The 14,275-nt window shown below is 65.8% G+C and carries 10 protein-coding genes; 6 read left to right on the plus strand and 4 right to left on the minus strand.

Annotated elements, in window-relative coordinates; genetic code table 11:
• Positions 1–2: 2 nt before the first annotated feature.
• Entirely contained in the window at positions 3–1,514 is a 1,512-nt protein-coding gene (locus AAC691_RS13315; protein WP_342627248.1) for a carnitine 3-dehydrogenase, read from the plus strand.
• On the plus strand, positions 1,511–2,458 hold the full coding sequence (locus tag AAC691_RS13320; protein ID WP_342627249.1) for an alpha/beta hydrolase: 948 nt from the start codon (positions 1,511–1,513) through the stop codon (positions 2,456–2,458). The genes AAC691_RS13315 and AAC691_RS13320 overlap by 4 nt, the downstream gene beginning before the upstream one ends.
• 14 nt (positions 2,459–2,472) lie before the next feature.
• Here the strand turns inward: AAC691_RS13320 and AAC691_RS13325 are convergent, their stop codons facing one another.
• The 3 genes from AAC691_RS13325 to AAC691_RS13335 all read right to left on the minus strand — a co-directional run bounded on the left by AAC691_RS13325 (position 2,473) and on the right by AAC691_RS13335 (position 7,464).
• Complete coding sequence (locus AAC691_RS13325) at positions 2,473–3,465, minus strand: glycine betaine ABC transporter substrate-binding protein (RefSeq protein WP_342627250.1); 993 nt, start codon at positions 3,463–3,465, stop codon at positions 2,473–2,475.
• The gene (gene betC / locus AAC691_RS13330; protein WP_342627251.1) at positions 3,465–4,991 is read right to left on the minus strand and encodes a choline-sulfatase; all 1,527 of its coding nucleotides are present in this window, start codon (positions 4,989–4,991) and stop codon (positions 3,465–3,467) included. Before betC ends, AAC691_RS13325 begins: the two co-directional genes overlap by 1 nt.
• A 94-nt stretch (positions 4,992–5,085) precedes the next feature.
• On the minus strand, positions 5,086–7,464 hold the full coding sequence (locus AAC691_RS13335) for a TonB-dependent receptor domain-containing protein (RefSeq protein ID WP_342627252.1): 2,379 nt from the start codon (positions 7,462–7,464) through the stop codon (positions 5,086–5,088).
• Positions 7,465–7,500: 36 nt separating this feature from the next.
• On the opposite strand from AAC691_RS13335, the gene AAC691_RS13340 reads away from it, so the two are divergent.
• Complete coding sequence (locus AAC691_RS13340; protein WP_342627253.1) at positions 7,501–7,656, plus strand: hypothetical protein; 156 nt, start codon at positions 7,501–7,503, stop codon at positions 7,654–7,656.
• A gap of 200 nt (positions 7,657–7,856) precedes the next feature.
• Here the strand turns inward: AAC691_RS13340 and AAC691_RS13345 are convergent, their stop codons facing one another.
• Complete coding sequence (locus AAC691_RS13345) at positions 7,857–10,175, minus strand: TonB-dependent receptor domain-containing protein (protein ID WP_342627254.1); 2,319 nt, start codon at positions 10,173–10,175, stop codon at positions 7,857–7,859.
• A gap of 115 nt (positions 10,176–10,290) precedes the next feature.
• Here AAC691_RS13345 and AAC691_RS13350 point away from each other — a divergent pair, with 115 nt between their 5' ends.
• From AAC691_RS13350 to betA, 3 genes are read left to right on the plus strand one after another with little or no spacing between them, the layout of a single operon-like run.
• Complete coding sequence (locus AAC691_RS13350; protein WP_342627255.1) at positions 10,291–10,458, plus strand: hypothetical protein; 168 nt, start codon at positions 10,291–10,293, stop codon at positions 10,456–10,458.
• Positions 10,459–10,502: 44 nt separating this feature from the next.
• Entirely contained in the window at positions 10,503–12,593 is a 2,091-nt protein-coding gene (betB, locus tag AAC691_RS13355; protein ID WP_342627256.1) for a betaine-aldehyde dehydrogenase, read from the plus strand.
• Positions 12,593–14,260: a choline dehydrogenase gene (gene betA, locus AAC691_RS13360; protein WP_408905997.1), complete on the plus strand. Its 1,668-nt coding sequence runs from the start codon at positions 12,593–12,595 to the stop codon at positions 14,258–14,260. The genes betB and betA overlap by 1 nt, the downstream gene beginning before the upstream one ends.
• Positions 14,261–14,275 lie beyond the last annotated feature (15 nt).

A 14,275-nucleotide genomic window follows, 5' to 3' on the forward strand; every position in this document is an offset into this window, starting at 1 on the left:
CGATGAGCGGACAGGATATGAACGGACAGGATTTTGGCCCGAAACGCTGCGGGCTGGTCGGCGGCGGCGTGATCGGCGCCGGCTGGGCCGCGCGCTTCGTGCTGAACGGACGCGACGCCGTCCTTTATGATCCCAGCCCGGACGCCCGTGCCCGCGCCGAAGCCGTTCTGGGCATGGCACGCGCGGCCTGGGCCGGGCTGCTGCCCGGCGCCCTGCCGCCGGAAGGACGGCTGCATATCGCCGCGACGCTGGAAGAGGCGTTGGAGGGCGCCGATTTCGTCCAGGAAAGCCTGCCGGAAATCCAGACGCTGAAATGCGACGTGCTGGAGCGGATCGACGCCCTGCTGCCCGCCGCCGTGCCGATCGCCTCGTCGACCTCCGGACTGTTGCCCACGCGGCTGCAGGCGCGGCTGCGCCATCCCGAACGCTTCGTGGTCGGTCATCCGTTCAACCCCGTCTATCTGCTGCCGCTTGTGGAAATCTGCGGCGGCGCGCGGACGTCGGAGGACACCAAGGCCAGGGTCGCGGCCTTCTATCGCGCCATCGGCATGCAGGTCCTGCATGTGCGCAAGGAAGTGGACGGTTTCATAGCCGACCGTCTGCTCGAAGCGCTGTGGCGCGAGGGGCTGTGGCTGATCGAGGAGGGCGTCGCGACGACGGCGGAACTGGACGACGCGATCCGGTACGGCGCCGGGTTGCGCTGGTCCTTCATGGGGACGTTCCTGACCTATCGCCTGGCCGGCGGCGATGCGGGGATGCGGCATTTCCTGGCCCAGTTCGGGCCGGCGCTGCAACTGCCCTGGACCAGGCTGGTCGCCCCCGAACTGACCGACGCGCTGATCGACCGCATCGCCGGCCAGTCGGACGAGCAGGCGGGCGGCATGACGGTTCGCGCATTGGAGCGCCTGCGCGACGAGGCGCTGGTCAAGGTCATCCGCGCGCTGGCGACCGTCGGTCCGCAGGGTTATGCGGCGGGCGCAACGCTGAACCGTTTCGCCGCCCGCCGCGCGGACGATGCGCAGGGCGGCCAGCCGGGGGCGGACGGCATACCGGCAAGCTGGCACGGCGTCGTGCCGCCGGAATGGATCGATTATAACGGCCATATGACCGAACACCGGTATCTTCAGGTGTTCGGCGAGGCGACCGACCACATCCTGGACGCCATCGGCGCCGGCCCGGACCATGTCGCGGCCGGACAGAGTTTCTACACCGTCGAGACCCATCTCCGGCATCTGGGCCAGGCGCTTTGCGGCATGGCGATCATGGTCCGGACGCGCGTCCTGGACGCCGACGGCAAGCGGCTGCATCTGTTCCACGAGCTGACCGCGGCGGGTGACGACGCGCCCCTGGCCACGGCGGAACAGATGCTGATCCATGTCGATACGGCGCGCGCACGGAGCGCGCCGATCCCGCAGGCCGTCGCCGGCGCCATCGCCGCGCTGCGGACGGCGCACAGCGCGTTGCCGGTCCCCGAGGGGGCCGGACGCGCCATCGCCATGCCGCGCCGGTCATGAGCCGGGCGAGCCTGGTCCGTGCCGCGCTGGCGGTCGCGGGGATGGCCCCGGGGATGGCCACGGCGATGCTGGCCGTCCCCACGGCGGCGCCCCGTGCCGAAACGCCGGCGCAGTTCGACGATGCCCGGCGGACCGTTTCGCTGCCGGACGGGATCGACCTGGCCTTCATCGCCATCGGGCCGGAGGACGGGCGGCCCGTGATCCTGGTCCATGGCTATACCGACAGCGCGCGGGACTGGTTTCCCGCCCTTTGGGCCTTCTCGCCGCGCGACCGGCTGATCATCGTCGACCTGCGGGGGCATGGACGCTCTTCCAAGCCCGGCTGCTGCTACGCCCTGGTCGATTTCGCCTGGGATATCCGCCTGCTGATGGATCATCTCGGCCTGAAGCGGGCCGACCTGGTCGGTCATTCGCTGGGCAGCCTGATCGTGCAGGTCTTTGCCGAAAACTGGCCCGACCGCGTGAAGCATGTCGTGCTGGTCTCCTCGACCGGCGGGCCGGCCGCCGCGCCCACCCCGCGTGAGCGGGCCGAGCGCAGGGCCGCCTTCGATTTCCGCACCCCCATCAGCCGGCTGCGCGACCCGATCGATCCGGATTCCGCCTTCATGCGCGCCTGGTGGTCGTCTCCGACGCCGGTCGATCCCGATTTCATCCGGCGCCAGCGCGTGGATTCGGCGCATATCCCCGCCGCCGTCTGGCTTGCCGTGCTGGATCAGGGCCTGACCGGATTCGATCCGCAGCCCGGCCTGGCCCGGCTGAAAGCGGCCTGCCTGCTGATCTGGGGCGAAAAGGACCCGATCATGCCGCCGGAGGTCCGCCGCACCCTGATCGCCGCCCTGCCGGGCGCGCAGGTGGCCATTTATCCCGGACTCGGCCACAATCCGTTCTGGGAACAGCCGCGCGCGGTCGTGGGACGGATCGATCGGTTTCTGGACGGCCCCTGAAGAAACCGGATCGATCACCCCCCGGGCCGCCGCCCCAGCATTGCCGCCACCGCCGGGCGCCCCGGGCGACCGTCACGCGTGACGACGTCATCGAGCCATCCGGACCATGCGGCCGGATGATCGCGCAGCCAGCGCCAGGCGACGATGGACGGGTCGATGCGGTCGCGCTGGATCGCCTGCATCATCGTGTTTTCGTCCTGGATGGTAAAATGGATGCGCGACAGCAGGCGGACCGCGTTCGGGCAGGCTGCGCCGTAGCCGGCGCGGATCACGGTATGGACCGAGGCGCCGCCATCCGGCCCGAACACGGACTCGCCCCCGGTCAGATAGCGGATCGGAAAGCGCATGTTCATCGGATGCGGCTCCCAGCCCAGGAACAGGATCGGCCGGCGGCTCTGCACGTCGCGGTCGAGTTGCGACAGCATGCCCTGTTCGCTGCTTTCGACCAGGCGGAAACGGCCCAGATTGAACTGGTTGCCGCGGATTATGGCCAGGACGAGCGCGTTTCCGTCATTGCCCGCTTCCAGCCCGAAAATCATGTAGCCCAGCCGCCGGCCCCAGGCGGCGATATCCTTGTAATCGCGCAATCCGGCGTTCCAGACATAATCGGGCACCGCCAGCGTGTAATGCGCGCCGGACAGATTGGTCGCGATGCGCTGCACGCTGCCATCGGCCAGAAAGGGTGCGATCGCGAGATGGCCGGACGGTTCCCAATTGCTCAGGAACACGTCGACCCGCCGGTCGCGCATGGCGATATAGGTCATCGTCAGCGTCAGCATCGGGGCCTGCGGCCGGTACCCCAACGCATCGAACAGCCGCACGGCGACGGCTGTGACGGCTTCGGCGTCCGTCCAGCCGACGTCGGAAAGGCGGATCGGCACGCAGGACGGGGCGTCGGCGACCGGGTTGGCGGCGACTGGGTTGGCGGCGGGGGGCGCGGCCGGTGCCGCGGGCGCCGGGGCACACAGGAGCGCCAGGCCGGCCAGCAGGGCGCGTGCCGCCCGCATCAGCTTTGTCCGTCCGCCGGGTCCGGCCGGACCGGCGCCGGAAAACGCGCGCGCCGTTCGAGGATTTCCAGGTCCATGTGGCTGCGGATATAGAGCATGCGCGCATCGCGCGTGGGCTGATGGTCCCAGGCGGGCGGCGCGCCCTGGCGCAGTGCCTCGGCCACCAGCCGGCGGCGGCGCTGCGACATGAGCACATCGGCATGCAACCCCGCCAGGTCCCATCGCCGTCCGATTTCGGCCAGGAAGGCGTCGCACAGCGCGCGATGCGCCGGATCGGCCGCCAGGTTGCGGATTTCGCGCGGATCGGCCCGAAGATCGTACAATTGATCCGGATCGGCCGGACAATGCACGAATTTCCACTGCCCGCGCCGGATCATGACGATCGGGGCGATCGCGCCCTCGGCGGTATATTCGCCCAGCGCCAGCCCGTCATCATCATGGCCCGTGCAATAGGGCAGCAGCGACCGGCCCTCGCCGGGCAGGAGATCGGACCGGTCCGCCAGATCGCACAGCGTGGGCAGCAGGTCGACCAGGGACACGCAGGCCCGCACCCGGCGGGGGGCGAAACGGTCCGGCGCGCTGACGATCATCGGGATGCGGCAGGAATCGTCGAAGAAACTCATTTTGTACCATTGGCCGCGTTCGCCCAGCATTTCGCCGTGATCGGCAATCACGATCACGATCGTATCGCGGTCCAGTCCGGTATCGCGCAGCGTGCCGAGAATCCGGCCGAACGCATCGTCGACGAAGGAGCAGGCGCCGTAATAGGCGCGGCGCGCGGCGCGGACCTGCGCCTCGGTCACCGGCTGCAGCGCCATGCCGTTGACATGATGCAGCCGGGCGGCATGCGGGTCGCCGGCCTGCGCCGGGACGGCGGGCATGTCGATTTCGGCGTCGCTATACCGGCTCCACCAGGGATCGGGGATGGTGAACGGGTCGTGCGGATGAGTCAGCGAAACCACCATGGCGAAGGGCCTGCGATCGGGATCGCGCGCCAGGTCGTACAGTTTCTGCCGGGCGCTGAACGTGACCTCTTCGTCGAAATCGATCTGGTTGGTGCGCACGCACCGCCCGGCCTCGGTTACCGAATTCATGGTGTGGTACCATTCCGGCCGCTCGTCGAAACGCGTCCAGTCCGGGGTCCAGTTGAAGTCGGCGGGATAGATGTCGGTCGTCAGCCGGGTTTCGAAGCCGTGCAACTGGTCGGGGCCGCAAAAATGCATCTTGCCGGCCAGGATGGTCTCGTAACCCGCCAGGCGCAGATGATGGGCGAAGGTCGGCGTCTGGGACGGGAATTCGGCGGCGTTGTCATAGGCCCCGATCCGCGACGCCAGCCGGCCGCTCATGAAGACCGCGCGGGACGGCGCGCACAGGGGGACGTTGCAATAGGCGTTTTCGAACACGACGCCGCCGGCCGCCAGCGCGTCCAGATGCGGCGTCTTCGCCACCCTGCCGCCATAGGCGGACAGGGCGGCGGCCTTCAACTGGTCTGCCATCAGGATCAGGATATCGGGACGTTCGCGCATGACCAGAGTGCTCCGCCTCTTCCGATACCGGCGCGAACGGGATCAGGCGCGATCCGTCCGGCCCGGCAATTGCCGCCCATGACGGCACAGTGGATCAGAATCCCGCGCGGATGGTGCCGAAAAACTGACGCGGCGCGCCGACCAGGAAGGATTGGTAATCGCCGGTCATCGGCAGTCCGTTCTCGCCCATCGTGGAGATGTATTTGACGTTGGTCAGGTTGTAGACATTGAATTCGAACGTCAGGTCCCTGGCGACGCCGTATCCCCTGCCCAGATGATAGCGCGCGCCCAGGGATTCCAGCCAGTAATGGGGGACCTTCATGTCGCCCGTATAGCTGAAATTCCTGGTTCCCATATAGGTCGTGTCGAAATGCGCATCGAAGTCGCGCCAGGCGTAGGACAGGCTGTTCTTGTACATCAGCCGCGGATAGGACACGACCTGCTGACCCTTGAGGTGATAGACGATGCCGGGCTCGGCCAGGTTGTCGTCGTAGGTGGCGTGGTTGTAGCTGACGCTGTTATAGATCGACAGCCCCCGGAGCGGCGTTACGATCAGGCCCGCATCGATGCCGTTCATGGTCACGCCGCCGACATTCGCCACGGTGGAGACCGGATTGACGATCGTGCCGGACGTGATCTGTTGCAGGCGATTCTTGAAATCCGTGTGATAGGCATAGAGCGACGCCTGCACGAGCCGGTCGGTGAAACGATAGCCGACGGCGTAGTTCCAGTCGGTTTCCGGCTTCAGCCCGCCCTGTTTCTGGAGCTGGTCGAAGGTGCTCTGGCTCAGCGCGAAGGGCGACGCCCCCTGCTTGTAGGCGGCGATCGGATAGGATTTCACATTTTCGGTGATATCGAAGAACGCTTCGTGCTGCCTGAGGAAATGCCAGTCCGCGCTGATATGGGGCAGGAATGCTTTGGCGGTCGTGATCGAACCGGAGGCGAGCGCGTTGGTGCCGGTATAGGATTGGAGATTCTGCGTGTCGCCCGCCCGCGCCGTCTGCAACAGGGCGCGGAAGCCGAAATGCAGCGCCAGGTTGGACAGCGGGCTGTAGGTGTCCTCGGCGAAGCCGGTGAAGCTGTTGGAGTTGATCTGTTCCCGCCAGAGTCGCGCGAACGGCGCGGGCAGCGACCCCAGCGAGTTGACGGGCGATCCCTGCCCCAGCAACGGTTCCTGGAATGCCCAGCGGCCGATATCGGTGTGGAGCCCTTCGTACCAGATGCCGGTGCTGATGTGATTATGCGCGACATCATAATGCAGGGCGGTGGTGAAGCCGCCGCGCTGGCTGTGCTGGAGCGTCATCTGGTCGAACAGCGGCGCCCCGTTGGGCGAGGACATATAGGGGCTGGCCCAGGTGCCGCGCATATATTGTCCGTGCCCGTATATGACGCTGTCCCAGCTCAGCCGGTCCGTCAGCAGGAAATGGAAATTCATGCCGCCGAGATAGTCGCGCTCGAGCGTCGCGCCGTCATAATAGGATGCGTCCCACGGATCGGACATTTTCGTATAACCCGGCGGCAGCGCGCCGCCCGGAAGGCCGTTCAGCGACAGCGCGGAACGATAGGCCTTGGCATAGCCGTTCGGCGTTCCGATGAAATTGTCTATGTCATATCCGCCGTTCTTCAGCATGTCGAAGGACATGTCCTGGTAATTGTAGAGTTCGAAATCGGTCCAGTCGAAATAGGCCGAGACCGAGCTGGATTCTCCGACCGGCTGGACGAACTTGGCGTTGACCTGCTGCGAGAACTGATTGGCGCCGCCTTTCCATTTATCCATGTCGTTGCGCAGATAGGACATGTAGAAACGCGATCCCTGGGCGTCGAGATCGCCGGAATCTCCGCGCAGATAGGTATGGAACGTATTGTTGCTGCCGAAGGTCTGGACGATCTTCGCGCCCATCTTGTGGCTGGGGTCGGAGGAATGGAACGCCACCGCGCCACCGAGATTGCTGGTCGATGCGGTATCTTCCGCCCCCGCGCTCATCGTCGCTTCCATGCGCGCGACATTTTCGGAACTGATGGCCGCCACCGAATTCAGGCCGTTCATGCTGTGGAATTCCTGATCACCCAGCGGAATTCCGTCCAGCGTCATGCCGATCTGATTCTGGAAGAATCCGTGCATGTAAAACTGGTTGGACCAGGTATCCAGCCCCTGGGGGTCGTCGGACTGGAACATCACGCCCGGCATCTGGGCGAGCACTTTCAGCGGATTGGTGCCCGGCACGGATTTCGCGATCAGGTCCTGCCCCACCACGACCGATGTCGCCCGCGCCTTGCGCAATCCCACCACGCTGAATGTTTCGGGCCGCGCGGCGACGATGCGGCGCGCAGGCCGCGTACCCCGGTCCATACGGTGCGACGATGCTGCGGGATGCGCGGTATCGGCCTTGTGCCTCTTCGCGGCCCAGGCCACATGCGATGACGTTGCCAGGAGCAACGTATAGAATGCCGGGAGAATCCTGATCTTTTTCATCGAAATCGTTCCTGTGTTCAAGACCGGAATCCGATCATGCGCGCGCTCCATTGGATCGATACCGTACCGACGATCTGGAAAGGGATGATGAGATTGCAGACGATTCCCGACAGCGGCCTGAGCCGTTCCGATATCGATCAAGTTGCGGGAAATCGGGGCGGGAGCGGATTGCGCGATATCCTTCCGAGCTGAAATATGACGATCGGCGAGGCCTGGCGCCCGCTGCGAGACATCGTGCCGCCGGCGCCGGCACCAATATGATGCGAATACGCAACGATATTCCTGAAGCACATCTCAGGGGAGAGGAGATCACGCAAGCGATCCCATTGCTAGAACGGATGCGTCATCCGTTCACGCATATGGTGTCGCAAACCTACAAATCGGACGGGATATCAGAATCTCGTGCTGATCGTCCCGAAATACTGCCTGGGCGCGCCGACGAGCACGGATTGGTAATCCCCGGACAGCGGGTTGCCGTTCTCGCCCATCTGCGAGACATAGGATGAATTGAACAGGTTGTAGACGTTGAAATCCACGGTGATATTCTTCAGGAACCGATAATCGCCGAAACGGTATCGTGCCCCCAGCGACGCCATCCAGAATCCTGGCACCGACATGTCGCCGACATAGCTGAAATTCCGCCGCGACGTATAGGCGGCGTCGAAATGGATTTGCGCGTCATGGAAATTGTACGTCACGTTGGATTTGTACATGACGCGCGGATAATTGACGACCTGCTGCCCCTTGAGGAAGTAGGTCGTGCCCTGGGTGGTGATATTGTTGTCGTAGACGGCATGGTTGTAGCTGACGCTGTTGGTGATCGCCAGCCCGCGCAGCGGCGTCAGCGTCAGGGCGGCATCCAGGCCGTTCATCGTGACGCCGCCGACATTGATCACGGTGGAGATCGGCTGGATGATCGTTCCCGCCGTCAGGGACTGCAGCCGGTTGGAAAAATCCACGTGATAGAGATTGAGCGACCCCTGCAGCAGACGGCCGGAATAGCGATAGCCCAGGTCATAGACCCAGTCGGTTTCGGGCTGGATCGTGCGCTTCAGCGCCTCGAAGGTCTGCTGGCTGGAGACGCCCCAGGCCGAGCCCAACTGATAGCCGCTCATGCCGTAGCCGCGCATGTTCTTCGTGATGTCGAGATAGAGTTCGTGATGCCGCAGAAAATGCCAGTCGGCCCTGAAGTCCGGCAGGAATCCGTTGGCGGCGGTCAGCGTTCCATAGGGCAATGTCTCCTGTCCGTTATAGGCGACGTCATTGGCCACGCCGCCGCCCCGCGTCGTTACCACCAGCGAGCGGAAGCCGAGATTGAACACCAGGTTGCGGGTCGGACGGATCGTATCCTGCAGGTGCGTCTGCACCGTATTGGACCAGTAATCCATGCCCCAGTTCTCCTGGAACGGGGTGCCGAAGCGGCCATTGACGGCATCCAGCGGTTCCCCCTGCCCCAGGAGCGGTTCGGGGTACTGGAATTCGTCCGAGATATAATGATCGTTTTCGTACCAGAGTCCGCCTTCGATCCTGTTGATGCCGAGCTGATAGTCGAGCGCGCTGGTGAAGCCGTATCGCTGGGTGCGCGGCTCGATCACCTGTTCGGACAACGGCGCGCCGTTGGGCGAGGGCGTATAGGGACTGGTCCAGGTCTGCCATTGCCGCTGGCCATGGCCGTAGAGGACCGTATTCCAGTCCAGGCGGTCGGTCAGCGGCAGTTGCAGCGTGGCCCCGCCGAGATAATCCTTGGCGATCGTCACCCCGTCATAATAGGACACGTCGATCGCATCCGAAAACCCGGCGAGCGAGGGCTGATAGATCCCTTGCGCCGCCAGATAGGCCAGGTTGTAATAGGGCCAGTAATAATCGTTGCGCGTGCCCAGCGCCTTCAGCATCGCCAGGCTCTGGTCCGCGTAGGCGAACTGCATGGTCTGGTTCCAGTCGAAGAACAATGTCAGCCTGCCGGCGCCGGCGATGGGCTGCACCACCTTGGCATTGACCTGCTGGTCGAACTGATCGCCGTTGCCCTTCCATTTCCGGCCGTCCGCCCGGGCGTAGGACACCAGCATGCGCGTTCCGGACCGGTTCAGCACGCCGGTATCCAGGCGCACGAAGGTGCGGTAGGTCTGGTTGCTGCCGAAAGTCTGCGATACGGTGCCGCCGCGCGTCATTTGCGGATCGACGCTGCGCAGTTCGACCGCGCCGCCCAGATTGGTCGTCGAGGGCATGGCCAGCGCCCCCGCCCCCTGCGAGACGTCCATGGCGGCAATGTTGTCCGGCGAGATCGCGAACGTGCTCATCAATCCATTATAGGGCCGGAAATCCTGTGCGCCGAGGGGGATGCCGTCCAGGGCGAAGCCGAGCTGCTGCTGGGTGAAGCCGCGCATATACAGCGCCGATCCCCAGCTATCGGTCCCCAGCGGATCGTCCGAGACGAAATTGATCCCCGGCAGCCGGCTCAGCATTTTCGCGGCGCTGGTCCCCGGCACGAACTGATCGAGAACCTGTCGTCCGAGAATCACCGTCGCGCCGTGGGCCGTGGTACGGGCGTGACTGACCGTCAGCGCCTCGGCCGCGACGGCGCGGGCCTTGCCGGGCGCGCGCGTCTTTCCGCCCGGGGACGCCGCCGCCGCCCATGCCGGCATGGCCGGGACCGCCAGGGCCGTCGTCAAGAGGCATGTCAGAAGACGCGAGGCCTGCTTCATCTTGGTCATCCCATTCTTCAGGCGGCGGGGCCCGGTGATCCCGGCGTGGATTGAATGTTCATTCAGACATTGCGTCTACGAAATAATAAATCCGTCACTTTCTTGAAGGATTGCGACCTGGCGCATGGAAAGTGAAACGCTCGTTCAACAAGGAACCAACAGGAATGCGCGCCGCGGCAGCCCGTATCATCCGCGTGGCCTGTTTCGTGGTGCGTTAAACGCCCATGCAGCGATGACATTCCATTATTTTACTGAATATATCCGTAATTCCATATGGTCATGGGCGATCTGAAAACGGGAGTTGAACGCATATTCAGTTTATGGCACGGTATGTTCATGAGCCAATCCTCTCATCTGACGCCGGTCGAGTTGAAGCGCCGCCGGGAACTGGTGGCCGCGACGCTGGACATATTGGTCGAGCACGGCCTGGCCGGCGCGACGATGGCCCGCATCGCCGGGCATGCCGGCGTGTCGCCCGCGCTGCTGGTCCATTATTTCGGCGACAAGGACACGCTGCTGGGGCTGGCGTTCCGCGGCACGGCCGCCGCGCTGTCGGCCGATGTCGCGCGGGCGCAGCGCGCCGCGCACGGTCCGTGGGCGCGGCTGGAAGCCCTGATCGATGTCTGCCTGGGGCAGGAGCAATTCACCGCCCGCCACGTCGCGGTCTGGCTGGCCCTGTGGGGCCAGGCGGTGCATGTCCCCACGCTGGGCCGCATCCAGCGGGCCTATCAGGCCCGCATGCTTTCGAACCTGCGGCATGATCTCGGCGCGCTGGTGCCCGGCCCCCAGGCCCGCGCCATCGCCGACACCCTGGCCGCGCTGATCGACGGCACCTGGCTGCGCGCGGCGCTGGCCGCGCCGTCCCTGTCCGACGGACGCATCGCCCGGCAGCAGGTCCTTGGCTTTCTTCGCAGCCAGATCGGGGCCGACACGATTCCGTCCGCATCCCCCGCCATTTTGCGCGGCGCACCGGAGGGGCTGTGCGCAAGCTGGATCGACGGCCGGCCCGTCATGGGCGACGGGCCGCGGTTCGAGACCCGCAATCCGGCAACCGGCGCGGTCCTGGCCGAAATCGCGGAAGCCGGCGAGCCCCTGGTGGCGCGGGCGATCGAGTCCGCGGCGCGCGGGCAGGCGGAATGGGCCGCCCGGACCGGCGCCGAACGGGCGCGGATCCTGCGCCGGACCGCCGACCTGCTGCGCCGCGACAATGCGGAGCTGGCGCGGATCGAAACGCTGGATACCGGCAAGCCGATCGCCGAGACGTCGTGCGTCGACATCCTGTCCGGCGCCGACGCGCTGGAGTATTTCGCGGCCATGGCCGCGACGATGACGGGCGACAGCGTCGATCTGGGCGAGGCGGCCTTCGGCTATACACGGCGCGAGCCGCTTGGCGTCGTCGCGGGGATCGGCGCCTGGAACTATCCGATCCAGATCGCCTGCTGGAAGGCGGCGCCGGCGCTGGCCTGCGGCAACGCGATGATCTTCAAGCCCGCCGAACTGACGCCGCTGACGGCGGTGCGCCTGGCGGCGATCTTCCGCGAGGCCGGATTGCCCGACGGGGTGTTCAACGTCGTGCAGGGCACGCGCGAGACCGGGCAGTTGCTGACCCGCGCGCCGCAGATCCGAAAAATATCCCTGACCGGCGAGGTCGGCACCGGCCGCAGGGTGATGGCGGATGCGGCCGCCACCCTGAAATATGTCACGCTGGAACTGGGCGGAAAATCGCCGCTGATCGTCTTCGACGATGCCGATGTGGAAAACGCGGTGTCCGCCGCGCTGCTGGGCAATTTCTTTTCAGCGGGCGAGATCTGTTCCAATGCCACGCGCGTCTTTGTCCAGGCGGGCATTCGCGGGCGTTTCCTCGACCGGCTGAAGGCGCGCGTGTCGGCGATGACGATCGGCGATCCGCTCGACCCGCGGACGCAGGTCGGCGCGCTGATCTCGGACGCGCATATGCACAAGGTCCTGTCCTATATCACGGCCGGCAGGGCGGAAGGCGCCGAACTGCTGACCGGCGGCCGGCGCGCGATGCGCGGCGCGCTCCGCCGCGGCGCGTTCGTCGAACCGACCGTGTTCACCGACTGCCGCGACGACATGACGATCGTGCGGGAGGAAATCTTCGGGCCGGTGATGACGGTCCTGGATTTCACCGACGAGGACGAGGCCGTGGCCCGCGCCAACGCGACCCCGTTCGGCCTGGCCGCCGGCGTCTTTACCCGCGACCTGGCCCGCGCGCACCGGGTGGTCGCGCGGCTGGAGGCCGGAACCTGCTGGATCAACCAGTACAACGTCACGCCGGTCGAGCTGCCCTTCGGCGGCTACAAGCAATCGGGCCTCGGGCGCGAAAATGGCCGCGCGGCGCTGGATCACTACACCCAGACCAAGAGCGTCTATGTGGCGCTTGGCGATATCGAGGCGCCGTACTGATGCGGGACTATGATTATATCATCGTCGGTGCCGGCTCGGCCGGGTGCGTGCTGGCCAACCGGCTGACCGAGGACGGGCGCAGCACCGTGCTGCTGCTGGAATTCGGCGGCAGCGACCGCTCGGTCATCGTGCAGATGCCGAGCGCGCTTGCCATGCCGATGCATTCGAAGCGATTTAACTGGTTCTATGAAAGCGAGCCGGAACCGCACCTGGACGGCCGCCGCATGCACACCCCGCGCGGCAAGGGGCTGGGCGGGTCGTCGTCGATCAACGGCATGGTCTATGTGCGCGGCCATGCCCTGGACTATCAGGAATGGGAGGATGCCGGCGCGGCGGGCTGGGGCTATCGCCATGTGCTGCCTTATTTCCGCCGGGCCGAGGATTGCGCGGAGGGCGACGATTCCTATCGCGGGCGCGGCGGGCCGCTGCACACGCAATATGGCACGCTGGACAATCCGCTGCACGATGCGTGGATGAAGGCGGGCGAGCAGGCAGGATATGGCCGGACCGGCGACTATAACGGATTCCGTCAGGAAGGCTTCGACCGGATGAGCATGACGGTGCGTCGCGGCCGGCGCTGGAGCACCGCGAACGCCTATCTGCGGCCGGCGCTGAAGCGCCCCAACCTGACGCTGGAGACCCATGCCCGCGCCACGCGCATCCTGTTCGAGGGCCGGCGGGCCACGGGACTGGCCTATACCCGTCGCGGCGTGGCGCACGAGGCCCGCGCGCGGCGCGAGGTCATATTGTGCGGGGGGCCGATCAATTCGCCGCAGCTTCTGAAATTGTCGGGGATCGGTCCGGCGGCGGAACTGCGCGACCACGGGATTACGGTGCTGGCCGACCGGCCCGGCGTGGGGGAAAACCTGCAGGACCATCTGGAATTCTATTTCCAGGTCGCCTGCCGCCAGCCGATCACGCTCTATTCCGCGATGTCCCCCTGGGCGCGCGCGCGGATCGGCCTGCGCTGGCTGCTGTTCAAGGACGGCCTGGGCGCCACCAACCATTTCGAAAGCTGCGGCTTCATCCGCAGTCGCGCCGGCATCCGCTATCCCGACATCCAGTTCCATTTCCTGCCGCTGGCCGTGACCTATGACGGCAAGGGCCTGGCACGGAGCCATGGATACCAGGCGCATGTCGGGCCGATGCGTTCGAAGAGCCGGGGCTGGGTGCGGCTGCGTTCGGCCGATCCGGCGGAGAAGCCGAAGATCCAGTTCAATTACATGAGCCATCCGGACGACTGGACCGAAATGCGCGCGTGCGTCCGCCTGACGCGCGAGATCTTCGCCCAGCCGGCCTTCGACCCGTTCCGGGGCGAGGAGTTGCAGCCCGGCGCGGCCTGCGTGACCGACGAACAGATCGATGCCTTTGTCCGCCAGCGCGTCGAAAGCGCGCTTCATCCCTCCTGCACCTGCGCGATCGGGGCGGTGGACGATCCGATGGCGGTGGTCGATCCGCAGACGCGGGTGATCGGGGTCGAGGGGGTGCGGGTCGTCGATTCCTCGATCATGCCGCGCGTCACCAACGGCAACCTGAACGGCCCGACCATCATGATCGCCGAGAAGGCCGCCGATCACATCAGGGGCCTGCCGCCGTTGCCGGCCTCTAACGCCCCGTTCTTCGAGGCGCCGGACTGGCAGACCCGGCAACGCAGCGGCGGCGCCTGACCGCCCGGCCGGGGC

It is taken from the genome of Nguyenibacter vanlangensis (assembly GCF_038719015.1).
Classification (GTDB): domain Bacteria; phylum Pseudomonadota; class Alphaproteobacteria; order Acetobacterales; family Acetobacteraceae; genus Gluconacetobacter; species Gluconacetobacter vanlangensis.

What these genes read in the sequence shown, in the direction of transcription:
- AAC691_RS13315 (WP_342627248.1), top strand. Translation starts at nt 3, where the DNA reads ATGAGCGGACAGGATATGAACGGACAGGATTTTGGCCCGAAACGCTGC.
- AAC691_RS13320 (WP_342627249.1), top strand. Translation starts at nt 1,511, where the DNA reads ATGAGCCGGGCGAGCCTGGTCCGTGCCGCGCTGGCGGTCGCGGGGATG.
- AAC691_RS13325 (WP_342627250.1), bottom strand. Translation starts at nt 3,465, where the DNA reads ATGCGGGCGGCACGCGCCCTGCTGGCCGGCCTGGCGCTCCTGTGTGCC.
- betC (WP_342627251.1), bottom strand. Translation starts at nt 4,991, where the DNA reads ATGCGCGAACGTCCCGATATCCTGATCCTGATGGCAGACCAGTTGAAG.
- AAC691_RS13335 (WP_342627252.1), bottom strand. Translation starts at nt 7,464, where the DNA reads ATGAAAAAGATCAGGATTCTCCCGGCATTCTATACGTTGCTCCTGGCA.
- AAC691_RS13340 (WP_342627253.1), top strand. Translation starts at nt 7,501, where the DNA reads ATGCGCGCGCTCCATTGGATCGATACCGTACCGACGATCTGGAAAGGG.
- AAC691_RS13345 (WP_342627254.1), bottom strand. Translation starts at nt 10,175, where the DNA reads ATGACCAAGATGAAGCAGGCCTCGCGTCTTCTGACATGCCTCTTGACG.
- AAC691_RS13350 (WP_342627255.1), top strand. Translation starts at nt 10,291, where the DNA reads ATGGAAAGTGAAACGCTCGTTCAACAAGGAACCAACAGGAATGCGCGC.
- betB (WP_342627256.1), top strand. Translation starts at nt 10,503, where the DNA reads ATGAGCCAATCCTCTCATCTGACGCCGGTCGAGTTGAAGCGCCGCCGG.
- betA (WP_408905997.1), top strand. Translation starts at nt 12,593, where the DNA reads ATGCGGGACTATGATTATATCATCGTCGGTGCCGGCTCGGCCGGGTGC.